This window comes from Acinetobacter sp. YH12041, from assembly GCF_013419975.1.
In the GTDB taxonomy this organism is placed as follows: Bacteria; Pseudomonadota; Gammaproteobacteria; order Pseudomonadales; family Moraxellaceae; genus Acinetobacter.
Genome location: NZ_VOZC01000016.1, coordinates 37,947 through 63,222 on the forward strand (window position 1 = coordinate 37,947; position 25,276 = coordinate 63,222).

Sequence of the window (25,276 nt, forward strand, 5' to 3'; positions counted from 1 at the left end):
CCTGTCTGATTAGTTGGAACGCAGCGTCACTGGCTTGTTGAGATCTGCCTCGGTAAATGGAATGCGACTGACCTGATCACCTGTCTCCAGACCCTGGATCACTGCCGTATTCTGGTTATAGCGCTGTTCCAGAACCTGAACATTCACTTTAATAATTTTGTTTTGACGAATAACCCAAACATAAGGTTTATTCTGGATATCCTGAATGGTATCTAGGGGAATGATCTGACCAGAAACTTGTTGAGAACTCAGAATATTGCCTTCAACAAAAGAGCCAATACTTAAAGAGGGAATACTTTCATTCGGTCTGGCGAAGAATTCAATCTGGCGACTGGCCTGATCGGCAATTGGAGACACCCGACTAATAGCAGCGGTATACGTATTTGGATTGCCCTGAATCTGATATTCAATTTTGCTGCCTAAACGCAGACTGGACTGTATCTCACTCGGGACACGGGCCTGAATTTCCAGTTGGTTTGGATTTACGATTTCAAACAGGGTTTGTCCGATCGCCACGGTTTGACCGGGCTCAACCTGACGCTGGGTGATCACGCCACTAATCGGGCTGGTGATAATGCCATCACGATCGGCTTTTACGGCAATATCGACATTGGCTTGCTGTGCGCGGACATTTTCAACCTGGGCCTGATAGTCAACCTGACTTTGCTCATATTCAACTTTAGAAATAAAGCCTTGGTCGAGCAGGCGCTTTTTGCGCTGCATCATGTTGCGCGCCTGATTGGCCTGTGCCTGGGTAGATGCCAGATTGGCACGGGCCTGAGCCAGACGTGCGGCATTGTCCTGATTATTTAAGCGAACCAGTACCTGACCTTTAGCTACATTGTCACCGACCTGAGCATTAACACTGGTGGCAGTGGCCGAAACCTGCGCTTGAATACTGCTTTGGTTGACTGCGCGAATAGTGCCGGTAAATGCGGATTTCTGGATTGAAGTACCTGTTTTTACAGCTACCAGATCCTGAAGAATTAGTTCAATTGTTTTGGGACTTTCGGCTTGCGGTGTAGATTCATTTTTATTGCAGCCGCTTAGAAAAAGACTTAAGCAAAGTGCACTCACCATCAATACAGAGCGCGAAGAAGGGGTCTTTGAAATATGAAAATGCTGTGCAAATGGCATATTAATCCTTTTCACTTGTGGTCGTTTAAAGCAACAACAAGTTATTTGTGTTTATTCAAGTGCTTTTAAACGGGCAATAATTCTGTCGTATTCCGCTTCCATATTTCGATAGCGAGTTTGTAAAGATTGAATATTTTCTTTTTGAGAAATCAGGTTTTTCTGGTTGTTTTCAAGGTTGGCTTTTAAAGAGGCCGGGGGATTATTGCCTTTACGTAAATATTCACGTTCTTGGCGTACAAACATAACCCGGTCTTGCTGCAACTGTTTCATTTGCTCTTGCTGAAAGGCAATCTGCTTTTTCAGTTGGCTCAGACTTTCATTCTTTTTTTGTAAAGCAACATGGCTATTGGTATAGGCACGTTTCAGTTTTTGATCTTCTGCAATGCGCTGAGCCTGCTGGGCACGTTGCGGTGCCTGTTTAATATCTTTATCGACATTATAAGGACGTGCACGTTTAATGACCTGCATATTCTGGTCAAGTGCTTCATAGCCATAGCGGATATGGTTGGGGGTAACATTAGTACTGATATTGGCCACTCCTTTATTATCATAATAGCGGTACCAGGTGGCTTTCGGTGGCTGGTTAGTTGAGGCATAAGAAATGGTGACCTGAAGAAAAAGTGTCACTGCAAATATGAATCGGCCAGTCATTTTATTTTTATCAATGAAAGCAAGTTTTTCTGAAAACTGACTCATCATTGGCTCCCCAATTGAAAGTTGACTAAATTACTTATTTTAAAGTAATAATAATGCTATATTAGACTCAAATTCACGAATTAAAAACTACCAACAGTCAAAAAAAAAGCAATGACAAAATAAAAATGTGAAATGGTTAATGAAAATCCGCCATTTATGCACACTTGTGTAGAAAATGTTCATTGATAATACAAGTAGATTTGTGTTAAAAATGTTTATCGATCGTAATAAAATAATCCTATGAGCCTTATGGCACATCGTTTCTAAAATGGGAAGGGTCAAAATGGACGATAAATTCCAAAATCTAAAAGTTATGGTCATTGATGACTCAAAGACCATTCGTCGTACAGCAGAAACTCTTCTACAGCGCGAAGGATATGAAGTTGTGACTGCGGTAGATGGTTTTGAAGCTTTGTCAAAAATCGCAGAAGCCAATCCAGACATCGTATTTGTAGACATCATGATGCCTCGTCTAGATGGTTATCAAACTTGTGCGTTGATTAAAAATTCTCAAAATTATCAGAATATTCCTGTGATTATGCTTTCGAGTAAAGATGGCTTATTTGATCAGGCCAAAGGTCGTGTTGTTGGTTCGGACGAATACTTGACTAAACCTTTCAGTAAAGATGAATTGCTTAACGCAATCCGTAACCATATTAGTGCTTAATAATTGATTTTTTTAGGGGAATTGGCATGGCGCGTATCTTAATCGTAGATGACTCACCGACAGAAACATTCCGTTTTAGAGAGATTCTTTCTAAACACGGCTTTGAGGTGATTGAAGCATCCAATGGTGCAGATGGGGTAACCATGGCTCAGGCTGAGTTGCCAGATCTGGTATTGATGGATGTGGTCATGCCAGGCGTGAATGGCTTCCAGGCAACACGTCAAATTGCACGTGGTGCAACCACCAAGCATATTCCGATTGTAATTGTAAGTACCAAAGATCAGGCCACTGACCGCGTTTGGGGTAAACGTCAGGGTGCCGCAGATTATCTTACAAAACCGGTAGATGAAAAACAGTTGATTGAAGTGATTAAGCACCACCTCAACGCAGGATAAGCTCTATGGCAGCAAATGGATTTATCGAATTGCTTCGCATTGCGAAACGGGGAAATAAAAACTACGTTTCTAATGAAAATGAAGTCAACCGATGGTCAGGCATTGCTTTTGAGATGATGGGGCAATATTTTGTTGCTCCGCTGGGGGAAGTATCCGAAGTGATCTATCCTCCAAAATATACGCCAGTTCCTAATACTCAATCATGGGTATTAGGATTGGCCAATATTCGGGGAAGGTTATTATCAGTTTCTGATTTGACTCAATATGTATCAGGACAGAGTAGCCAGTTTTCACCGACTCAAAAAGTATTATGTATTCACCATAATGACCAATATGTCGGTTTGGTTGTTGATCAAGTTTTGGGTATACAACATTTTAATAAGAAAAGTTTTTTTTCTAAAACAACTGAATTGGATAATAACTTACAAGAATACTGTCAGGGATTTTTCCACCAGCATAACCAGCAATGGCATGTGTTCTTATTCAGTCGTCTGTTGCAAAATCCAAAATTTATGAACGCATCTATAAAATTTATAAATTAAACGTCGCGCACGAAAGTAATAAAGACGTAAATCGGGGAGAGGCTGCATGGGCTTTAAACTTAAAAAGAAAAATACAGGTGAAGGTAGCCGCAAAAGTGGCAATACTTTTTTATCCAAGATTCAATCACAAACAGATCAGTTGTCACGTGTATTTGGTGATAGTGAAAAGTCTAAACCGTTTATTTATGGTGCAGCCGGCTGTCTGTTAGCAGCAACCATCACTTTATTGTATCTTTTCTACAGTGTGCCACGTGCCAATCAGCTGACACAAAGTCTGGGTGATTTACGTCTGCTTTCACAAACCATTTCTCGTCAGGCGACTGAAGCAACGGCTTCTGGTACACCTGAGGCGATGAAAAACCTGACAGATTCTCAAAAAGCTTTTGCTGAAAACCTTGAGACTGTAAAAAATATTCACTCCAATAATGAAGCGCTACAAGCAGTAGATAAACAATGGACAGAAGTGTCTTCTAGTATTGACCTGATTGCATCGCAACAAAAAATCATTAACCAGTTATATGACACCAACATCGCAATTGGTGAAGCCATCCCGGGGATTCAGGCCGAATATAACTTGATGGTCGACCAGATGGCGCGTCAAGACATGCCGTCAAACCAGGTGGTCATTGCGAAAAACCAGGTATTTATTGCGGAACGTATTTTACGTTCGATCAGCTTGGTATTGACCGGTAACGACGGTTCACGTGAATCAGCGGACGACTTCAGTGCCGATACCGAAACTTTCGGTTCATACTTAAATGCACAGTTAAACGGTTCTGCTGAACTGGGTGTACAACGGATTACTGATCCAAACCTGCGCGAGTCTCTTGAAGGCATTAAAGCAGAATATGATGATGTACTTGAATCAGCATCTGCGACAATCCTGAAAAACTCTGCGCAAATCGTAAAAGTACGTCAGGCATCTGCGTCAATTTTCTCGCAATCGGATGTCCTGCTCGATAACCTGAACAAACTATCTGGTAACTCTGGTCTGAAAACAATCGTTCCAGCAGTTCTGTTAATTCTGTTATTGATCGGCTTCCTGCTGTGTGTATTCCGTCTGTTAACCCTACGTGGTGCATCGGATAAACAGCGTGTAACCCGTCTTCAAGAAGAATATGACCGTAACCAGAATGCGATTTTACGTTTACTGGACGAGATTGCCGACCTTGCGGATGGTGACTTGCGTTCATATGCAACAGTATCGGAAGACTTTACTGGTGCGATTGCCGACTCGATTAACTTCGCGATCGACCAGTTACGTGACCTGGTATCTCGTATTACCGAAACTTCTCAGGAAGTTGCGCAATATACAGCGACAACTCAAAGCATTACCAACCAGTTAGCTGAAGCATCTGAACACCAGGCACAAGAAATTGCCGGTGCATCTGCTGCGATTAACGAAATGGCGATGTCCATTGACCAGGTATCTGCCAACGCGGAAGAATCTGCAGTCGTTGCGGAACGTTCAGTACAAATTGCTGCAAATGGTGCAGACGTTGTACACCGTTCAATTGAAGGTATGGATACGATTCGTGAACAGATTCAGGAAACGTCGAAACGTATTAAACGTCTGGGTGAATCTTCACAAGAAATTGGTAACATCGTCGCCCTGATTAACGATATTGCCGACCAAACGAACATCCTGGCTTTGAACGCAGCGATTCAAGCGTCGATGGCGGGTGAAGCTGGTCGTGGTTTCGCCGTGGTAGCGGATGAGGTCCAGCGTCTTGCGGAACGTTCTGCATCTGCAACTAAACAGATTGAAGGCCTGGTAAAAACCATTCAAACGGATACCAACGAAGCCGTAATTTCAATGGAACAAACCACAGCCGAAGTTGTACGTGGTGCGAACCTGTCTAAAGATGCCGGTGTGGCACTAGATGAGATTCAGAACGTATCGAATAACCTGGCAAAACTGATTGCAAACATTTCCGATGCTGCGAAACTTCAGTCAGCATCTGCAGGTCATATTGCGACCACGATGAATGTCGTACAGGAAATTACTTCACAAACTACGAGTGCAACCTTCGATACAGCACGTTCGGTATCTGAATTGGCGAACATGGCCGATGCATTACGTGAATCTGTATCTGACTTTAAACTACCCGAATAAAGTCAGAAAGTATGAGGGGAGTGTGCCTTAACCCAGGTTGAGGCACATTCAGAAATACAGATAAAGCCTCGACAAGATGGACCTAACTATTAAGGATAGGTCTCGCGTGACGGTCACAATTAAGTTTGAGCGCCCTTCTTGGCGGCACAACGTAAGAAGCATTAGCTATGAAAGAAATATTAAAAAATTTAGTTGAAACGACAACGCTTCCTGAAGACAGTTATCTTGATCAAGATGCAGAAATTCTTGAAATTTTTGTCGAGGAAATCGAAGAAATTTTCGTTGAGTTAAATGCTTTATTTCCAGAATGGTTGAGTGATCCGGCTCATCAGGAAAACCTGAAAACCATTCGCCGCCATTTTCATACCCTGAAAGGTTCAGGCCGTATGGTGGGGGCTAAATCTGCGGGTGAAATTGCATGGGCAGTGGAAGATACCTTAAACCGGGTACTTTCAGGTTCAATCCAGTTAACGCCTACGATTCAACAGTATGCCAAAGCTGTACTGAATATTTACCAGTTTACTTTATATCCAAAATTCAAACAGGTGCAGGAACTCGATGTTGACCTGCGCCCAGTCGTGCTTTTAGGTCAGCAATTACAACAACAAATGACACCTGAACCGGCTTTAGAAGAACTCTTGCAACTGGCAGACAGTCTGACTGCCGAAGGCCAGATCACAGGTCTTGAGCTAGGTGATTCGGTTGAAGACCAGGGTACAACTGCAGCAATAGAAATAAGCACAACAGAATTTGAGCTTGAAGAAGCTGATAGTGAAGATGCTGCACGTAGTGATGTAGAAGAAACCGTGGCGATCTTTATCGAGGAAGCGGAAGAGCATCTCGAAACGATTGCCAAGTTCCTGCGTAGCGAAAATGAAAAAGTGCAGGATTATAATGCATTGATTCGTGCTATTCATACTTTGCGCGGCAGTTCGTCCATGGCTCAGATCGAAGAAATCTTCGAGGCCAGCTCTAAAGTAGAACATCTGTTTAAAACGCTGCTTCAGGATGAAATTGCATCCACTTCAAAAGAAACTGCTGTATTAATCCAGTATGCTGAATTTGTCAGTGACTATCTGCATTTGTTACGTCAGGGTGATAGCAGCAAACTGGCAGCAGTGTATGCGACTTTTGAGCGTGTCTGGAATGATTATGGCTTCGCAGCCACTGAAACGGAAACAGTTGAAACCCAAGGTCTGGTGACTAAGCTGGTTGAACTGGAGATTGACCTGTTGCTGGATGCCGAATTTGAATTCGATAAACGGGCTAAAGTCGATTATCCGGAATATATTCAGGCTTTAAGCGAGCAGGCTGCCGAGCTGCTTGCACATACAGATAACCGTGCCGCACTGGGTATTCATGAATTTACGACAGATTTAAAATCTGCCTATGATGCCTTGCTGGAAAAACCGGTACTGCTGAACAGCGATTATGCCTATGAGCTGTTTGCCCAGGCACATCAGGAATTCATTCATTTATTCGATACATTAGCAGCAGGCCAGCGTGTCATTTTAAATGATGATACGCAAAAAACCTTAAGCGAACTGGCTGCATTCGTACAGCAGGATCTGGAAATCTTTGCCGAAGACAATGTCCCTGCTGAACAAGTATCAGAAGAAATTTCTATTCCTGAAGCTGCAACCACAGCCAGCATTGACTTTGCTGCTTTAAGCCAGCGTATTGCCTCTGACCGCCAGTACATCGACAGCGCAGAAACTCAGCGTGATTTCGATGAGGATCTACTGAATATCTTCCTGGAAGAAGCGGATGAATTACTGGTAGGTATTGATGAAGATCTGAATACCTGGAGTAAAAAGCAGGATGATACGACTTCACTGAATAACCTGATGCGTCACTTGCACACCTTAAAAGGTGGTGCAAACATGATTACCGCTTCTCATATCGGTTCGATTTCGCACGAACTAGAAAGTATTTATGAGCGAATCATCCGTCAGCAGATCGCTGTTACTCCAGCGCTGATTCAAATCATTCGTCTGGTGCAAGATAACGTTTCTGACCGTATCCAGTCGATCCGTGATGAAGGTATCGATTATCCGGCTGTTGAAGCAATTTCGATTCTGCAAAATATTCAGGCATTGGTGGCTGGTCAAGCTGTTGCAGCTCCAGTAGAAGCATCAATTCCTGTTGTCGAATTTGAATATGCAGAAGCTACTACTGAATCTGTAGAGACAGTAGATGATGCACCGGAAGAGATTGCATCAGAAAATACAGATTCAGATCTAGAGCCAGCTTTAGGCTTAGAAGATGAACAAGTTGAGCTTACTGAAACAGAAACCTTAACTGAAGCAGTTGAAGTTGTAGCACAAGAACGCTCTGAAGAAGATGAACTGAAGTCGATTGTTGAAGAAACCTTCCTGGAAGAATCAGAAGAGATTCTCGACAATACCGAAAAACTGCTGAACCAATGGTTTGATCAGCGTAGTGACCGTAGCTTATTGCTTCAATTACAACGTGCTGCCCACAGTATCAAGGGTGGTGCGCGCATGGTTGAAAACGAAAAGGTGGCCAGCATTGCGTATGAACTGGAAACCACATTCGAACAGTTTGCGGTATATCACTTTAACTCGAATGCTTATGATGGCCTGCTGCAAAAAACACTGGCTTGGTTAAGACAAGCGATCTTCCAGCATGACTATAGCAATTTTGAACAGATCCAAAGCAGCCTGAAAAAGATTGCTTATGTGGATGTTACTGCGCAGCTGCCGGAACGTCTGGCTAAAACAGAAACGCTGGTCACAGAAAATAGCTTCGAGTTTGTCGAAGGTGATGGTACTGAGCCACCACGTATGATGGGTGAGTGGATCGATACCGGTAATACCGATACCAGCCATGAAATGATCCGTATCTCTGCTGATCTGGTTGAGAAGATGATCGACCTGTCAGGCGAGAATGCAATTAACCGTTCGCGTATCGAGATGGACTTAGGCCAGTTGGGTAATACCCTGAACGAGATGGAACTGGCAATCAAGCGTCTGGCGGATCAGTTGCGCCGAATGGAAGGCGAGCTGGAATCTCAAATTATTGCCAAACACGGTTCAGAAAACTCGCGTTATGCAGACTTTGACCCGCTGGAAATGGACCAATATTCGTCCCTGAATCAGTTGTCCAAGTCGCTAGCGGAATCTGCTTCGGACTTGGTTGACTTCAAGAGCACTCTATCTGACAAGATTCGTGAAACTGAAGGTTTGTTATTACAACAATCACGGATTCAGGCCGAGATTCAGGAAAGTCTGATGCGTACCCGTCTGGTACCGTTTGACCGGATGTTGCCACGTTTACAACGTATCGTACGTCAGACTTCTACAACCTTGAACCGTCCAGCCGAACTGATTGTTCAGAATAGTGAAGGTGAATTAGACCGTAATATTCTGGAGCGTCTGGTAACGCCATTCGAACATATGCTGCGTAATGCGATTGACCATGGTCTGGAAGATACGGCAGATCGTATTGCCTTGAACAAACCAGAAGTCGGTTCAATCGTGTTGAACATCAGCCGTCAGGGTACGGATGTCATCGTCTCATTTAGTGATGATGGTAAAGGTATCGATGCTGAGAAGATTCGTGAGAAAGCACTCAGCCAAGGCCTGATCAAAGAAGATCAGACACTGGACTCGGAAGAGCTACTGCAATTCATTTTCCATCCAGGCTTCAGTACCGCTAAATCTGTAACCCAGATTTCAGGTCGTGGTGTGGGTCTGGATGTAGTACAAAGCGAGATCAAGTCGTTGGGCGGTCACGTATCTGTCAGCTCTGAAGTCGGCAAAGGCACAACCTTCACCATTCGCGTACCGACGACTGTAGCGGTCAGCGATGCCTTGATGGTAAAAGTGGGCGATCAGCAATACGCCGTTTCTCTGGCGCAAATCGACCGTATTGTACGTATTGCACCATCTACTCTGGAAACTTACTTCAACAGTAAAGACGATTTCTTCAAGATTGATGGCGTCAATTACAAATTGCGTTACCTGTCTGAGTTCGTATCGAATCAGCCAATTCCACGTCTGAATAATGTGGCGCATTCACTGCCAGTATTGCTGATTAAAGGCAACAGTGGTCAAACCATTGCCTTACTTGTGGATCAGTTAGTAGGTTCACGTGCACAGATTGTGGTGAAACCAATCGGCCATCAGTTCGCCAATATTGGTGTAGTCACCGGTGCGACGATTCTTGGTGATGGTCAGGTCTGTCTGATTCTAGATGGTCAGAATATTGCCCGTCAGATCCATGGTACACAGCGTGTGAAACACATGCAGGATCAGCGTGATGGTTCACGTTCTGGCAGTGCTCGCCGTCTGGTAATGATCGTGGATGACTCGGTGACTGTACGTAAGGTGACCTCGCGTCTACTTGAGCGTCAGGGCTATGATATTGTCACCGCCAAAGATGGTGTCGATGCGATTGAGCAGCTTGAAAATGTCCGTCCGGATCTGATGTTGCTGGATATTGAAATGCCGCGTATGGACGGTTTCGAGGTCACGAACCTGGTCCGTCACCACGATATTCACCGCGACCTGCCAATTATCATGATTACTTCGCGTACCGGTGAGAAACACCGTGAACGTGCCTTTAGTCTGGGCGTAACCCACTACATGGGTAAACCGTTCCAGGAAGCTGAATTACTGGCGAACATTCAACAGTTAATTGCTGAAAAACAGGGGTCATAAATGAGTCAGAATACGACTAATGCCAAAATGGCTGATCAGATTAGCCAGCAGGAACTTCAGCATTTAATTACGGTATCTACCGGATTTATTGATGCTTATATCATTGACTGTCACGGCAAAGATCCAATGCTGTTACCACAAAATATTGTCTTGTCTGCACTGGATAGTGATACCCAGGTTAAAGTAGTTGAATGGCATGATGCGCAATTACCAGTTTATGCAGTTAATGATCCTACACGTAAAAGTGGTGTGGCGCTGGTGATTGAAGGGGACGAGGTGCATCAGCGTTTTGCCCTGATGTGCAATGAAATGCCTAAAACCATTCGTCTGCGTATTTCTGAAGTCGTCGATGCTGATCAGCAAGTGACTGACCCAGCAGTATTCCAGTATGTGCGTATGGGGGATCAGTTATTTCACATCCCGCAAATGGGCTATATCCAGTCTTCAATTGGCTTGTAATTTATTACAAAGCACATAAAAAAAGGAACTCAGAAGAGTTCCTTTTTTTTACATCTTGTGATTAATTGGCTAATAGGTTTACTAGAATCTGCTCATAAATTTCAGCCAAAGGTTCAAGATCCGCGATATCGACATGCTCATTAATCTGATGGATCGTGGCATTCAGTACACCGAGTTCCAGCACCTGTGCACCGGTAGGCGCAATAAAGCGACCATCTGAGGTGCCGCCTGAAGTTGATAATTCAGTTTCAGTACCAGTCACAGTTAAAATGGCATTTTTAGCGGCATTCACCAGCTCACCAACGGGTGTCAGGAATGGCAGACCAGATAAAGTCCATGAAATATCATAGTCCACACCATGACGATCCAGAATTTCAAGCATACGTGCCTTTAGTTCTTCAGCAGTCACTTCTGTTGAATAACGCCAGTTGCAGAGCAGATTCATGGTGCCCGGAACGACGTTGGTTGCACCGGTACCGGCATTGATATTTGAAATCTGGAAAGAGGTCGCAGGGAAGTATTCATTGCCATTATCCCAGACTGTTTCGCAGAGTTCGGCAATGGCTTTAGACGCTGTATGGATTGGATTCACTGCTAAGTGCGGATAAGCTACATGCCCCTGTTTGCCTTTAACAGTCAGGTTGGCATTTAATGAACCACGACGGCCATTTTTAACAATATCCCCCAGTTTATTGGTGCTCGAAGGTTCACCTACCAGACACCAGGTAATTTTCTCATTACGGGCTTCCAGAGTTTCAATCACTTTTACCGTACCATTGATCGATGGACCTTCTTCATCTGAAGTGATCAGATAGGCAATTGAGCCTTTATGATTTGGATATTTTTCGACAAAACGTTCAGTGGCTACAACCATCGCAGCCAAGGCGGTTTTCATGTCGGCACTACCACGGCCATAAAGCTTGCCATCACGAATTTCTGGAGCAAAAGGATCAGAGTTCCAGGCATCCAGGTTGCCGGTTGGCACAACATCGGTATGGCCAGCAAAACAGAAAACCGGGCCTTCAGTACCTTTACGCGCCCAAATATTATCAACATCTTCAAAGCGCATTGATTCAATATTGAAGCCCACCTTCTTCAAACGTTCTGCCATGATATTCTGGCAGTCATGATCAATAGGAGTCACAGAAGGCTGACGTAATAATTGCAGGCTTAAATCAAGAGTCGCGGAAGATGTCATACGATGGATTCATAAGTCGATAAATTTGTCGGCTCTATGATAGGCGAATATGGCCTGTAATGTGAATGTTCTACATAAAAAAACCCTATCTGAGATAGGGTTTGTGGAGAAGCTAGAAAGAGTTTAGTTTTGACGGATTTCTTCAGAAGTTTTTTCTGCAGTGCCTGTTACAGCTTCGCCTGCTTTAGAAACGTCTTTACCCACACCTTTGACAGTGTTACAGCCAGTTAAAACAAAAGCCATTACCAATGAAGCAGCAAGAATTTTTTTCATCATCATCTCCGTATTATCGATAATAAAATTATTATGATGTGGAACTAAGATTAGAAAATATACGACATAAAAAATATGTGGTTTTCATAGTGCTTCGGTTAATAAATGTAATGTTTTAAAAGGGTTTATGCGCAGGAAAGGGTAGTAGAAGCGGGCTGCGATACATATAAAAATCCTCTTGATCAGCCTTTTTATAAAGTCCATTTGTCCACCAATAGGGACTTGAACTGCTGATCTGAGCATTGGGATAAATCCATTCATGACGTTGCAAACGATAGAAATTAGCCGCTGGGTTGGGAATCTGCTGACCCCATAAGCCTATGCGACGTTGGGTATTGACCCAGTCAGGTAATGTCTGATCTGCACGATGCAGTGGAAGATAAAGCTGGCCTTTTAACATACAGAAACGCTGATCAATCTGCTGATTCAAAGCTTCATCAAACTGAAACTGTTTCTGGGTGAAATGCTTCATTTTACGGATTAAAGTATCGGTACGGTTCAGGCCATACCAGTTTGGCAGGCTAAAATCAGCTTCTGCGAGATAGTATTTCAGCGCCACTTCCCAATGTTCGGTCAGACCAGTTTCTGTATTGAGTAACAGAAAATCCAGTTCACCCAGTGTTTTAGCACCGTCAATTTTTTGAATGCTATGACCCAAAAGCTTATAGGGGTGATAGGCATCATCCAGCAGCCAGAACCAGACCAGCATTTCAAAGCGCAAACCCAGCCGGGTGCTTTTAAGCTGCTGCACGAATTGCTCCAGCTCTTCAGGATGCTTGTCCAGATATTTCAGACGTGGATGATAATTTTGCAGGTGATGTTGCCAAGTCTCAGAATCATGTAATTCGAAAGCATAGACGACTTCAAGTTCGGTCGGAATCTGAGACAGAAGGTTTGGACTGCCAACAGCAAAGGCCAGTTGCCGTACCAAAGGATGCTGATAATATTGCCATGCTTCTACAAGATGATGATTTAGACTGGAAAAGGGCATAGCATATCCTGTGAAAAGTGCACAAATACAACGGACAGATTTTAAAAACACTTTATACTACCCCTAATTTTGTGGGTAGGACCGATTTATGAAAATATTGTTTTGGCGAAGCCTGGTCGTACTATTTGTCGTACTGGGTTTTATCGGCGCAATCTTGCCCGGCATGCCAACTACAGTATTTTTAATTCTGGCGGCTTGGGCGGCATCCAAAGGCTGGCCACAGATGGATGCATGGCTGCTGAATCATCCAAAATATGGTCCGACTTTAAGAGCCTGGCGTGCCAATGGTACTGTGCCACGCAAGGCCAAATGGCTGGCCAGTATCATGATGTTCATCAGTGGCATTATCATGTTATTTACGACAGCACCGCTGGCAGTCAAAATCTTTACTGATGTGACCATGCTGATTGTGGCGATCTGGTTATGGCGTCGACCCGAACCAGTTCAGGACATAATCCATCCAGAACACATGGCCACAAAGAAAGTAGAACTAGAAACCATCAAGTCAGAGAGAGAGAAGTCATGAGCCATTTGCAGCTGGATCAGGCAGAAATCCTGATTGATCTCGCCCAACAAAAACTATATTTGCCAAAATATAATAAGCAGTACCTGATTTCTACGGGTAAGAATGGTATTGGCGAAGCAGAAAATAGTGGCAAGACGCCTCGTGGCTGGCATAAAGTCGCTGAAAAGTTTGGCCAGCAGGCACCTTTAAATAGTGTGTTTATTGCCCGTCAAGCGACAGGTGAAATTTATAATGCAGAACTGGCACAGCAGTTCCCGCAGCGAGACTGGATTCTCAGCCGGATCTTATGGCTAAGTGGGCTTGAAAAAGGTTTTAACCAGGGCGAGGGCTGTGATACTTACCAACGTTATATCTATATTCATGGTACGCCTGATTCTGAGCCGATGGGTATTGCAATGTCACATGGCTGTATCCGCATGCGGAATATGGATGTGGCCGAGCTGTTTGAACTGGTGAATGAAGATGCGCTGGTCTATATTTCAGAACAGCCTTTGAATCTGACTGTTTAAATGACATAAGAAGATTTGTAATGGATTTAAAATTAATTGAAATATCTTCTATTTAAATAAGGGAAAGTATATGAGGTCATCGATCCTCTATGTACTCTACTTTTATAGACAAATAGACTTAGAAACATGATTTATAGTCTGCCAATAAAAGTCATCAACTTGTTTTTAGAAGGCTGCAAGCTTTTAAAATAAAGATTACAGGATCACAACGTTGCGATGAGTTAGGCTTTGTATAATCTTTCAGCAATACTGAAGTCTGTTGCATGTTCTGGTCTCAATTTTCATGAGTAAAACCGTTAAAATCTGGCTTTTAATTTCAGAGAGGGGCCTTAAAAAATCGGTATAGACTTAAAAAATAAACAAAAAGTGTTGTTTTTTTTAACAATCAACCTATTTTTTAATCACTCACACCGAAAAAGCAGAAAACAGTCAGAAAAGCGTTTGACAGTCTGTGAAGATTCTCTATAATGCACCTCATCAAGCGATGAAGTCGATTTGAAAGGGCGCTTAGCTCAGTTGGTAGAGCGTCTGCCTTACAAGCAGAATGTCGGCGGTTCGATCCCGTCAGCGCCCACCAAGCTTCTTTCAAAGTTGAGACACTTATAGTGCAGCGGTAGTTCAGTTGGTTAGAATACCGGCCTGTCACGCCGGGGGTCGCGGGTTCGAGTCCCGTCCGCTGCGCCACTTTAAGTTCTTGATGAATCGTTTGCCACAATAGCGACATTGTGTAAGTGCAGCGGTAGTTCAGTTGGTTAGAATACCGGCCTGTCACGCCGGGGGTCGCGGGTTCGAGTCCCGTCCGCTGCGCCATTTACATGATAGACCTTTTGAGGGCGCTTAGCTCAGTTGGTAGAGCGTCTGCCTTACAAGCAGAATGTCGGCGGTTCGATCCCGTCAGCGCCCACCAGATTTTTTGTGATGCAGCGGTAGTTCAGTTGGTTAGAATACCGGCCTGTCACGCCGGGGGTCGCGGGTTCGAGTCCCGTCCGCTGCGCCATCCTAAGAATCAAACAGTTTGACCCTTTAAGGGCGCTTAGCTCAGTTGGTAGAGCGTCTGCCTTACAAGCAGAATGTCGGCGGTTCGATCCCGTCAGCGCCCACCATATCTTCTAAAGATATACGCGATGCAGCGGTAGTTCAGTTGGTTAGAATACCGGCCTGTCACGCCGGGGGTCGCGGGTTCGAGTCCCGTCCGCTGCGCCATTTTTCATTCCCTGATGTGGAAAATGTGTTTCAAGCAAGATTTTCTTTCTTGCGTCATAAAAACAACAGTGTTGTTTTTATTCCTCAGGGCGCTTAGCTCAGTTGGTAGAGCGTCTGCCTTACAAGCAGAATGTCGGCGGTTCGATCCCGTCAGCGCCCACCATATCTTTCTTGCCTAAATCCTGAATATTTCATAGAATTCGAAGTCTATAATAATTTGAAGATTTCAGACTATGAGAAATCCATATCAGCGCAAGGCAGCGATCAAATCGCAAAATACCGCCTACGATCCGCTACAAGTTTATAAAAATTTTATTGAAGCTATTGTTGCCCAAGGTGGCATTTTTGCACTTTACCAAGAGGGCTGGGCTTTATGTGCCACGCCGACAGGACAGCGTGCTTTCGCGACCTGGCAAAGCAAAGGTCTGGCCAGACTACTCATTAAAGATAACTGGGCCAATTACCAGATTCAGGAAATTACCCTCAAAGATTTTGTTGAAAAGGTCATTCCTTTCTTACGTCAGGAAAGCACTATTGTGTCATTGGATCTGACACCGGAAGGGCAGAATATTCTGGTTGCGCCTGAAAAACTTTTGCTGGATCTTAAAAATTACCTGTATCAGGTCTATGTACAGAAACCTGAACTATTCAAAAATCCAGCGATCCCTTCGCCAAGGCATATCCGTTTAAATTAATTTAGTGTTTAAGTCACTTATTTAAATAGTGAATATTCATTGAGCAGCCAACCACTCAAAAATGCAAAATATTCTCTTAACCAGGAGTTATAGCGCAGATAAAGAGGAGTGCTGGCACTTAAACTAATCACTTGCGGATAGCCTTGGTATCTGGCAATGGCACGTGCACGGGGACTATGAAAATCACTGGTTGCAATCGCAATCGGATCATTTTGACTTATATTTTGTTGTTCCAATATCACTTGAGAATACATCAGGTTTTGAGCAGTACTTCTGCTTCGATCTTCAAGTTGGATAGGGTTGATGAGTTCCGGATAATTAGTATTGATATAGTGCTGCATGACCTCAGCTTCACTTTGCCTTTCTCGATAATTACGCCCACCTGTCATGATCATTAAAGCATCTGGATAGTGTGCTGCATATTTTGCTGCAGTATCCAGACGGCTTTTTAAGATGGGTGACGGCTGTCCATTCGAAATCCCGCTGCCTAAAACCAGAATAGCGGCAGGAGACTGTGTAGATTCATTTGAATGAATAGACATCTGGATATAAGCGAAGAAGATTGCGACACTGATTATCCAGAGTAGAAATCCGGCCCAGAGGCTATTCCAGAACCAGATTCTAAATCTGGAATGCTGTTTCCAGCGTTGAATGCTTGAAAAGAGCAGAGCATACAGGACCAGTGCTACGCTAATGAAAATTGGCAAAAGCACACCGAAATGTCTTTGTCCCTGACTCATTAACCAGAGGCTGTTTATGCCAAGGATCAAACCAAAGAGCAGGCTGAGACTTCGTTTAAGTTGGCTGGATATTCGGATGCTCATATTTTTATTAATCTTCTTATCTCTTCTTCTATCTTATTAATAAAAAACCGGGCATGAAGCCCGGCCTTTTATAGATCAGCTGATCTTAATATACATCACGACGATAACGACCATCCAGACGTAATTGATCTACAGTGCTTTCACCGAGAATTTCAATCAGAGCCTGATCGACATCACTGGCCATGCCATTGATGCTACCGCACACATAAATCACGGCACCTTGAGCGACCCAGAGCTTCAATTCTTCAGCCTGCTCACGCAGTTTATGATGCACATAAACTTTTTCCTGCTGATCACGAGAGAAAGCAAGATCCAGTCGTTTTAATGTACCCATTTGCAGCCAGGCCTGAATGGTTTCTTCAAAGAAGAAATCATGTGCGCGCTGACGTTCACCGAAGATGAGCCAGTTCTGAGTATAGTCCTGACGGTTACGCGCACTCAGCAAACTCATCAAACCTGCGATTCCCGTACCATTACCAATACAGATAATCGGACGGTTATCTGCAATCAGATGGAAAGATTCATTCTTGCGAATACGCAGGGCAATTGGTGAATTTAAGGCAGTATGCTGTGTCAACCAGCCTGAGCCCAGACCTAACTGGCCTTGTGCATCGGATTGCTGACGCACGACCAGACGTAGCACTTGCTGACTTGGAATACTGGCAATCGAATATTCACGTGTAGCCAGAGCCGGCAATTGCTGTAATAGCTCATCTACTGAATCAAAAGGATCAACCTGAGTCAGATCACGATCCCAAAGTGCCTGTTCAATACTTTGCTTCAGAGAGGCTACCTGTGTACCCGCTGCAATACGGTATTTCTCCATAAATGCACGGATACGTTCAGGGCTGTTTCCTGGCTGGATTTCGGCAATATCGCCTGCCTGCCACACGGCTTCATGCTGTGGAACCAGTTCAATATTAAACGCAGGTGCACCCAGACTGTCTGGATTCAGCAATTCACGTTTGCTCAAAGTCCATTGATCAAAGGTTTTATCGATACCCATATCCTGCAATTCAAATTGAGTCACATGGGCAAGGGCATTGGTCCATTGCTGGATATGCTCATTATTTGCATTATCCACTTCGATAGTCTTGAAGAGCTGCTTGGCACCATTCTGCTGTAACCACTGGTCAATACGATGACCGAAGCTGCAATAGGTGTCCGGGTATTCCTGAGAGCCTAGAGCCAAAACTGCATAATTGAGATGGCTGAGATCTGCTTTGGCAGACAGAATTTTCTTTTCGAAAGAGGAGGCCAGGTCAGGTGCTTCACCTGTGCCATAAGTACTGGCTACAAATAGAACCTGTTCTGCTTGTTGCAGATCTTCAAGGCTTAGTTGCTGTACTGCTTTAACGCTGACAGGTTGACGTGCTTCCTGTAAGGCAGTAGCTGTGCGCCATGCCAGTTGTTCAGAGACACCTGTTTGTGAAGCATACGCAATCAGCCAAGGCTTGGCATTTGGATCCAAAGGCAGGGCAGTTGCGCCTTGGCGTGCCGCCAAAGTGAGTTTTTTCTGCTTGCGACGTTTCAGATAGAGCATCCAGCCAGTCACGAAGAACAATGGCATTAATAATGCGGCAATCATGACCAGGAACTGGTAAATAGGACCAAAAAAGCTGCCACGGTGCACAGGTAACATACTGCTCATGATTTTTTCATTGAGCTTTTTATCTTCATAGAGCTGGACTTCGGTAAATTCAGCACTGCGATAATTATAAGTCGCATTGTTGCGGGCACGTTCATGCTGTGCCACAGGGTCAACAAAACTCAACTGCATTTCACCATCCGGTTTTTTCGGCAGGTTAAATGTCACAGTCGAATATTTGCCTGTAAATTGTGTACTGAAGCCAGCCCAGCTTTGATCCAGTGCACGTGAAATACTTTCTGGACTCATGCTAGCTTCTTCACGGCCTTCACCACGTTGTCCGCGTTCACCACGAGGACCACGTTCGCCTTCTGAACGACCTTCGGCACGCATTTCACTTTCACCGCGAGGTCCACGCTCACCACCTTGGCGACCTTCACCTCGCATTTCACCATCGCCACGAGGACCGCGTTCACCACGTGGCCCGCCTTCGCCGCGACCGCCATTGGCCTGCATTTCTGGTTGTGGACGTTCTACGCCCAGAACTTTATACATACCATCACGCCACCAGCCATAAGACCAGGTAAGACCGGTACAAGCCAGAATCAGGTAGAAAATCACCACCCAGGTACCCACCACTGCATGCAGATCCCAGATAAAGTTACGGCCTTTCAGTTGCGGCTTCACTGCCAGCCATTGCTTAATTGAATGACGTTTTGGCCAGCGTAAATACAGGCCAGACAGGACGAAAAAGATCAGCATCAGGGTACAGGCACCGGTAATCTGTTTACCAACGGGACCTACTGTTAAATTACGATGTAACTGCTGTACAAACTGGAAGAATTCACGGCCTTTAATTTCAGGCAATACTTCAGCCGTGTAGGGGTTGACCATCATGTTATAACCACGACGTGCTCCCTCTTTCGCAATATTGACCGTACTGGAGGCACTTGGATCCTGTGCGACGGTAATACTGTTAATTTTCATTTCAGGGTTTTGGGTCTGGAAATGCTGATACAGCTGGGCAGGGCTAAGCTTATCTCGCTCTTGAACCTGTACAGTATAACTGTCGCTATTCATCCATTTTAAGATTTGCGGCTCATAAGAATAAATAGCACCTGTGACTCCCATAATTGAGAGAATCAAACCTGCAGTAATCCCCAGAAACCAGTGGATTTGGAAAAATGTCTTTTTAAACATGATGGTCAGATTTATGGTGGTATGTGTAAAAGTAGGCAAATTATAACTGAAGAATCAGAATAAATTATAGATTATGATGATAATATTTATTCTCATTATCATTTGTGTCGATGAGTTGGATAAAAGATAGACGTAAAAAAACCTCCATGTCGAAACAGGAGGTCTTTCAAAACCGGGATATATCTTAGATTTCTTTTGGTGCGCCCACTTCTTCTTGCAGATGCTTGCGAATGGTCGCGAAAGAGAAGTTTTTACTGTCTAAACGTTTAGGCAGGATATAAGCACCTTGCTGACCTTTGACTTTAAAATTGATCAGCATGAATTCCGACGTGTTATACCATTCATAAATGTCTTTCCAGCCAATAGCACCTACACCTTCCTGCATGCCCATTTTTTGGCGCATCACGATACCATGTGGCTGTACACCCAGACGGATGCCTTTAATTTCCTGTACCGGAAATTCATTCATCTTGCGTTTAACATACCATTCCAGACCGAAAGTACGGATCAGGTAATACAGTACTACACAGACAATCGCCACCCAGCAGATGACTGTTGAGTAGCTCTTGATCAGGATAATTCCCAGAATAGACAAGGCAACAATAGCACCCATGATCAGCCAGGCTTTCATGCCAATTTTATTGGTACTACGCCAGATCATCAGCTGAGCATGACGCTGCTCAGCTTCTGAAATTTCATAGTTCACAGGCTGTAAGGTATAAGCGTATAAATTTTTCGCGGTCATAATGAAATTAACAGATTTAAAACTGTAAAAAGTTTAGCATTAATTGTGCTGATTCAGTGAGTATATTGTTCCAAAATCGGCCAAATTATAATGAAGCCAATTCAGTGGCCTGTTCATCACGTTCGTGACTTAAACTTTGCTTTAACTGACTCAATTGCTTCAAGATACTAAACATTAAAGACAGTTGCTGCAAAATAATCAATGGTTTCTGGTCTTCTTCCTGCTGTTGTGACAGACGCTGACGGATATTCTGGATCATATTCTGGGTGCTTAGGTCAGGGACTTCATCATAGAGCAGGGCACCACGAATATTTTCTAGGGCTTGATCCAGCAAGTCCAGCACATCCTGATCCTGAATTTTTTCACGATGCGCACCCAGCGCGGCAATATAACTGATAAAAGTATGATTCAGGCACAGGAACTCAAAAGCCTGTGATTTTTGCACCGGATCAAAATCAGGTTCAGTGGCCAAAGTCGAAATCAGTGAAGCGACTTCAGCATCCGTATTATGGGCTGCGCGACGTACCACGCGGTAGGTTAGTCCATTATTCCGTCCAGACTTATACTGTTCAATCACTTCACTCAAGTAGTCACATTCTGCCTGCAGACTACGGCTAATGCTGCGTGGCAAGCGACGGAATTTCCAGTCTGGAAAGATAAAGCTCACACCAAACCAGGCAATCGCACAGCCAATCAGGGTATCAATCATACGTGGAATAGCTGCGGCAAAGCCCATACCGTCCAGGTTAAAGTTGATCAGGGCCAGAATGGTAATAAAGGCAGTGGCCTGTGCATACTGTTTACTGCGTAATTCAAAGAACAGAATCCCACTCAAAATCAGCAGCAATAATTGTCCTTCAACAGAAGGAATAAAGTACAGAATGGCATATCCCAAAAGAATACCTGCCAGAGTCCCGACAATACGTAAACGTAAGCGGCGCTTGGTAGCATTAAAGTTAGGCTGGCTGACGAATAGTGCTGTAAGCAGGATCCAGTAACCATACTGAATATCGGTTAGCTGGACAAAGATATAGCTGATCAGCAGCACAATCGACAGACGAATGGCATGACGGAACAACACCGATTCAGGTGTCAGATGCTGCTTGACCCGAATCTTGATATCTTCCCAGCCTTTCAGGTCGTCATCTTTGAGCTGGTTTTCAATATGTTTAGCACGATCAAATTTGATATTACGCTCAGTTTCCAGGTTGCGTAATTGTGCATCAATGGATTTCAGATTCTGGAATAAAGCAAATAGGGCATTGATCCAGACCTGATCATACTGCTGTTCTGTACGCAATTTTTCCAGGGACAATCTCAGGTTTTCAAAGGCATGTTTGAAGCGTTTATTATGTTTATAGGTTTTGCGCTGCTGAATGCTTTCACTCAGGTCTTTACAGGCTTTGCCCTGAATCGACAGGATGCGCTGAAAACGGAACAAAACGTCGCTGTGTTCAAAAATCTTGGCCAGTTTCTGATAATCAATATGCGCAGAATCGGCACGCTCGTGAATATCTTGCGCTACAAAATAGTATTGCAGGCTACGACGGGTATCCTTTTGACCACGATCACCTTTCAGACGGGTCAAAAGAACAGTCTTCATTTCATTAAAAATTGAAATCAGTTTGCCATTTTCCAGTGACAGCTCGATCATACTTTGCTGATAACTTTTTGCAGTCATATCGACATCGAACAGATTCGACTTGGCATAGAGGAAATCACCCAGTGAAGCATAGCACTTGGCTAAGTTATCCTGTGCACGTCGCGCAGGAAACAGTAGAAAGCTCAGGGTCGACAAAAAGCCATACCAGACCGCACCAATCAGCAGCAAGCTTGCCTGCTGATACCATCCATCAAAAAGTTCAACCCCCAGCATGGAATAGACAGAAATCACCAGACAGCCATAGGAAATCGTGGCATAACGTCGACCAAGCGAGCCGAGCAGAATCAGGACAATACAAGAAACAATGAGGGCAGAAGCAAACAGCAGCGGATAAGGAAATAACAGATAGACTGCCACTGCGGTAATGAAGAAGCCTAAATAGGTATAGAACAGATTCAGGATACGTACGGAAAAGCGGTCATCAATATCGCTTAAACCTGCGGCCACCACCCCAAGGGTGAGTGGAATAGTCATTAACTGCTGTCCCATGAAATAGGGAACGAAGGCAGTTCCTGCAAAAGCGATTAGCATACGCAGGTTATACATCAGGGTCGTATTATAGGTCGCGTGCTTAAGACGATTGAGCCAAGATTTCAACGGTGATCCTTTCTCTTGCAGTCTTTGCTGCAAAGCTGAATATACATATGAGAAAAAGTATATTTATAACTTTTAATTTCCATGTAAATCATACTATGCGCTATGTTAATTTGTCTGCCTACTGCGCATTAAAATCTTTAATTACATGAACTCCAATACGACAGCACCACGGCCTTATGCCATGTCCTGGATTATTTTGCTGGCTTCACTGACTGCACTTGGTCCTTTATCCATTGATATGTATCTCTCTGCCTTGCCAGAAATGGCAGCGGATTTTGGTGTCAGTACCCAGATGGTCTCCAATAGTCTGCCAGCTTATTTCCTTGGACTGGCGGTTGGGCAGTTGCTATATGGCCCGATCAGTGACCGGATTGGACGTAAACCACCACTTTATTTTGGATTGTGCCTGTATATTCTGGCCAGCCTGCTGTGTATGTTTGCGCAGAATGAATGGAGCCTGATTGCAGCACGGGTATTACAAGCCTTAGGGGGATGTGTAGGAGTCGTGGTTGCCCGAGCAACCATTCGTGATCGACTGGATATGCAGGCGGCTGCCCAGGCCTTTGCCAGCATGATGATTGTAACGACCATTGCACCGATTATTGCGCCAAGTCTCGGCGCATGGGTACTGATGTTCTTTGAGTGGAATATTATTTTCTTGGTGCTGATGGGCTGTGGCTTGTTTAGTCTGGTCTGTGTGCATTTTTTCTTTCAGGAAACCTTGCCCCCGGAACGCCGTCTTAAACTGAATTTACAGCAGGTATTGAGTTTATACCGAACCATTTTTCAGGATGAAAGTTTCAGACGACCGATGCTGGTGGGCTGTTTTTCTGGGGCGGTGATGTTCTGCTATATCAGCGCTTCTTCAGCCATTCTGATGGATCATTATCATCTGACCGAGCAGCAGTTTGCTTATGCTTTCGGGGGGAATGCTGTGGGAATCATGCTGTTCTCGACCCTGAATAAGCATCTGGCTCAATATCTTTCAGTATTAAGTCGCTTAAAACTAGGTGCCTCTTTACAGGGAATCGGTGTCCTGGCTTTACTGGTTTTAGGCTATCTGAATATTGAATCTGTTGTCCTAGTTATGGCGGCCTTATTTGTCGTTGTGGCCTCGATTGGTTTTGTGGGACCGAATGCGATGGCGCTGGCCATGGCAGAGCAGGGCGCGCGTGCGGGAACCGCCAGTGCGATCATGGGCAGTATGCAATTTGCCTGCGGTTTGTTGGGTGGGGTTTTGCTGAACTTTATGCTGTGGGATGCTTTATTCAATATGGCCTTGGTAATGGCGATCTTTGTAGTTATAGCCTTTAGATCTGTATTGAAATTAGAACTGCCTAGAGTTAAACAGAAATAAGGAGCTGCAAGAACTCTATATCTCTGTCAGACAATCCAAGCAGCTCAAAGTTGATGCTTGGATCATGGCTTATCAAATCTTATTCATCTACAAAAACGGCAAATTCCTCTACCGGGACACGTGGGGTGATAAAGGTATTTACGATATGGTCTGGATCTGCATAGCCTAGTGACATGCCACAGACCAGCTCTTCATCTTCACCTGCTCCCAGTACATCTAGCACAATGCTATGAAAATGATTCCAGGCAGCCTGCGGACAGGTATCCAGACCACGTGCCTTGGCAGCCAGCATCACGTTTTGAATCATCATGGAAATATCCATTTTTGAACCTACGCCCAAATCTTTATGTAAGGTGAAGAATAGCCCCACTGGTGCATCAAACAGTTCAAAATTACGCAGGTTCTGGCGCGCCATTTTTTCTTTTTCGCCTTTCTGGATATTCAGCAAACCATATAAGCCCCAGCCATTTTCACGGCGTCGGTCGATATAAGGAGAGAACCATTGTTCGGGATAATAGGCAAAGGTTTCTTTATATTGCTCGGCCAGTGCCGGATTCTGGTAAAGCTCCATTTGCGCCTGACAGACACGCTGCACCAGCTCATCACGCTTTTTCCCTGTCAGCACATATACTTTCCATGGCTGGGTATTGGTCCCTGAAGGGGCGCGGCTGGCCACAGTCAAAATGTCTTTGAGCATGTCGGTACTGACCGGCGTATCCAGAAAAGCACGAACTGAATGACGGGAAGTAATGGTTTGATCTACAGCATGAACGAGGTTTTGATCCATTCTAATTTCCAATCTCATATCCTTAATGATGGTGAACTGACTATAAACCAAACAAACTCTGTCGGGCAGGGGGAATTTTAGTTTCACAGTGAATTATGATGATTAATAAAAATCACATGAATGAGAATGCACTTAAGAGATATAGAAGTTATATAAATAGCCTAAGAAATTTATTGAATGCTTAAACAAAACTCCTTCTAAACATGCAACCGATATTTTAGATGCTGATATCTTGAGCAATTAACATCGATGGCTGGAACTAAAAGGAAAGTTAAGAACAAAATAGAATGATTAAAATTAGATCTCTTTCATAAATCAAAAAACGATCTTCTTTTTGGTTAATATTTGCACTCCGGATTTCTTAGCATTCGTGCATAATCTGCGGATGAAATACATCGATTCAAACAAGCTTTCTGATCCTCA

General features: G+C 44.1%; 20 protein-coding genes and 8 tRNA genes. 18 read left to right on the forward strand and 10 right to left on the reverse strand.

Features of this window, described 5'->3' with window-relative positions; genetic code table 11:
- Nucleotides 1-9: 9 nt before the first annotated feature.
- Nucleotides 10-1,137 carry an efflux RND transporter periplasmic adaptor subunit gene (locus tag FTU00_RS11995; RefSeq protein ID WP_180179775.1) on the reverse strand — a complete coding sequence of 376 codons (1,128 nt, stop codon included), beginning with the start codon at nt 1,135-1,137 and terminating at the stop codon, nt 10-12.
- A gap of 51 nt (nt 1,138-1,188) precedes the next feature.
- The gene (locus FTU00_RS12000) at nt 1,189-1,833 is read right to left on the reverse strand and encodes a hypothetical protein (protein ID WP_180014553.1); all 645 of its coding nucleotides are present in this window, start codon (nt 1,831-1,833) and stop codon (nt 1,189-1,191) included.
- Between the two features lie 283 nt (nt 1,834-2,116).
- Between FTU00_RS12000 and pilG the strand changes: the two genes are divergently transcribed.
- The 6 genes from pilG to FTU00_RS12030 all read left to right on the forward strand — a co-directional run bounded on the left by pilG (nt 2,117) and on the right by FTU00_RS12030 (nt 10,697).
- Nucleotides 2,117-2,500, forward strand: a complete 384-nt coding sequence (gene pilG, locus FTU00_RS12005; protein WP_004784987.1) for a twitching motility response regulator PilG — start codon at nt 2,117-2,119, stop codon at nt 2,498-2,500.
- Nucleotides 2,501-2,526: 26 nt separating this feature from the next.
- Nucleotides 2,527-2,895, forward strand: a complete 369-nt coding sequence (locus FTU00_RS12010) for a response regulator (protein ID WP_004784985.1) — start codon at nt 2,527-2,529, stop codon at nt 2,893-2,895.
- 5 nt (nt 2,896-2,900) lie between these two features.
- Nucleotides 2,901-3,437: a chemotaxis protein CheW gene (locus tag FTU00_RS12015; protein WP_159123371.1), complete on the forward strand. Its 537-nt coding sequence runs from the start codon at nt 2,901-2,903 to the stop codon at nt 3,435-3,437.
- A gap of 46 nt (nt 3,438-3,483) precedes the next feature.
- Nucleotides 3,484-5,553 (forward strand): methyl-accepting chemotaxis protein, encoded by a 2,070-nt coding sequence (locus FTU00_RS12020; protein ID WP_159123372.1) that lies wholly within the window; start codon nt 3,484-3,486, stop codon nt 5,551-5,553.
- Between the two features lie 167 nt (nt 5,554-5,720).
- Nucleotides 5,721-10,238, forward strand: coding sequence for an Hpt domain-containing protein (locus FTU00_RS12025; protein WP_180179776.1), 4,518 nt, complete (start codon nt 5,721-5,723; stop codon nt 10,236-10,238).
- Nucleotides 10,239-10,697: a hypothetical protein gene (locus tag FTU00_RS12030; RefSeq protein WP_004784978.1), complete on the forward strand. Its 459-nt coding sequence runs from the start codon at nt 10,239-10,241 to the stop codon at nt 10,695-10,697.
- Nucleotides 10,698-10,758: 61 nt separating this feature from the next.
- On the opposite strand, the gene dapE is transcribed toward FTU00_RS12030, so the two are convergent.
- The 3 genes from dapE to FTU00_RS12045 all read right to left on the reverse strand — a co-directional run bounded on the left by dapE (nt 10,759) and on the right by FTU00_RS12045 (nt 13,159).
- Nucleotides 10,759-11,895, reverse strand: coding sequence for a succinyl-diaminopimelate desuccinylase (dapE, locus tag FTU00_RS12035; protein WP_180179777.1), 1,137 nt, complete (start codon nt 11,893-11,895; stop codon nt 10,759-10,761).
- Between the two features lie 123 nt (nt 11,896-12,018).
- On the reverse strand, nt 12,019-12,168 hold the full coding sequence (locus FTU00_RS12040) for an entericidin A/B family lipoprotein (RefSeq protein WP_004784975.1): 150 nt from the start codon (nt 12,166-12,168) through the stop codon (nt 12,019-12,021).
- 115 nt (nt 12,169-12,283) lie between these two features.
- On the reverse strand, nt 12,284-13,159 hold the full coding sequence (locus tag FTU00_RS12045) for a DUF1853 family protein (protein ID WP_180179778.1): 876 nt from the start codon (nt 13,157-13,159) through the stop codon (nt 12,284-12,286).
- Nucleotides 13,160-13,247: 88 nt separating this feature from the next.
- On the opposite strand from FTU00_RS12045, the gene FTU00_RS12050 reads away from it, so the two are divergent.
- The 11 genes from FTU00_RS12050 (at nt 13,248) to FTU00_RS12100 (ending at nt 16,092) form a co-directional block, all read left to right on the forward strand.
- Nucleotides 13,248-13,685 (forward strand): YbaN family protein, encoded by a 438-nt coding sequence (locus FTU00_RS12050; protein ID WP_180179779.1) that lies wholly within the window; start codon nt 13,248-13,250, stop codon nt 13,683-13,685.
- Nucleotides 13,682-14,194 carry a cell wall-recycling L,D-carboxypeptidase ElsL gene (gene elsL, locus FTU00_RS12055; RefSeq protein ID WP_180179780.1) on the forward strand — a complete coding sequence of 171 codons (513 nt, stop codon included), beginning with the start codon at nt 13,682-13,684 and terminating at the stop codon, nt 14,192-14,194. Before FTU00_RS12050 ends, elsL begins: the two co-directional genes overlap by 4 nt.
- 501 nt (nt 14,195-14,695) lie before the next feature.
- Nucleotides 14,696-14,771 (forward strand) — tRNA-Val (locus FTU00_RS12060).
- Nucleotides 14,772-14,801: 30 nt separating this feature from the next.
- Nucleotides 14,802-14,878 (forward strand) — tRNA-Asp (locus tag FTU00_RS12065).
- 49 nt (nt 14,879-14,927) lie between these two features.
- Nucleotides 14,928-15,004 (forward strand) — tRNA-Asp (locus tag FTU00_RS12070).
- Between the two features lie 21 nt (nt 15,005-15,025).
- Nucleotides 15,026-15,101, forward strand: a tRNA-Val gene (locus FTU00_RS12075).
- Nucleotides 15,102-15,114: 13 nt separating this feature from the next.
- Nucleotides 15,115-15,191 (forward strand) — tRNA-Asp (locus FTU00_RS12080).
- A gap of 30 nt (nt 15,192-15,221) precedes the next feature.
- Nucleotides 15,222-15,297: transfer RNA gene (locus tag FTU00_RS12085), tRNA-Val, on the forward strand.
- A 23-nt stretch (nt 15,298-15,320) separates the two neighbouring features.
- Nucleotides 15,321-15,397 (forward strand) — tRNA-Asp (locus FTU00_RS12090).
- 87 nt (nt 15,398-15,484) lie between these two features.
- A tRNA-Val gene (locus FTU00_RS12095) sits at nt 15,485-15,560 on the forward strand.
- A 70-nt stretch (nt 15,561-15,630) separates the two neighbouring features.
- The gene (locus FTU00_RS12100; protein ID WP_004784968.1) at nt 15,631-16,092 is read left to right on the forward strand and encodes a DUF2750 domain-containing protein; all 462 of its coding nucleotides are present in this window, start codon (nt 15,631-15,633) and stop codon (nt 16,090-16,092) included.
- A gap of 17 nt (nt 16,093-16,109) precedes the next feature.
- Here the strand turns inward: FTU00_RS12100 and FTU00_RS12105 are convergent, their stop codons facing one another.
- From FTU00_RS12105 to yccS, 4 genes are all read right to left on the reverse strand, one after another.
- Nucleotides 16,110-16,904, reverse strand: coding sequence for a YdcF family protein (locus tag FTU00_RS12105; RefSeq protein WP_180179783.1), 795 nt, complete (start codon nt 16,902-16,904; stop codon nt 16,110-16,112).
- Between the two features lie 97 nt (nt 16,905-17,001).
- Entirely contained in the window at nt 17,002-19,704 is a 2,703-nt protein-coding gene (locus FTU00_RS12110) for a sulfite reductase flavoprotein subunit alpha (RefSeq protein WP_180179781.1), read from the reverse strand.
- A 184-nt stretch (nt 19,705-19,888) separates the two neighbouring features.
- Nucleotides 19,889-20,449, reverse strand: a complete 561-nt coding sequence (locus FTU00_RS12115; RefSeq protein ID WP_180179782.1) for a YcxB family protein — start codon at nt 20,447-20,449, stop codon at nt 19,889-19,891.
- 85 nt (nt 20,450-20,534) lie between these two features.
- Nucleotides 20,535-22,709: a YccS family putative transporter gene (gene yccS, locus FTU00_RS12120; protein ID WP_159123379.1), complete on the reverse strand. Its 2,175-nt coding sequence runs from the start codon at nt 22,707-22,709 to the stop codon at nt 20,535-20,537.
- A gap of 145 nt (nt 22,710-22,854) precedes the next feature.
- Here yccS and FTU00_RS12125 point away from each other — a divergent pair, with 145 nt between their 5' ends.
- The gene (locus tag FTU00_RS12125; RefSeq protein WP_004784960.1) at nt 22,855-24,066 is read left to right on the forward strand and encodes a multidrug effflux MFS transporter; all 1,212 of its coding nucleotides are present in this window, start codon (nt 22,855-22,857) and stop codon (nt 24,064-24,066) included.
- 79 nt (nt 24,067-24,145) lie between these two features.
- Here FTU00_RS12125 and FTU00_RS12130 read toward each other — a convergent pair whose 3' ends face one another.
- Nucleotides 24,146-24,853, reverse strand: a complete 708-nt coding sequence (locus FTU00_RS12130) for a nitroreductase (RefSeq protein ID WP_159123381.1) — start codon at nt 24,851-24,853, stop codon at nt 24,146-24,148.
- Nucleotides 24,854-25,276 lie beyond the last annotated feature (423 nt).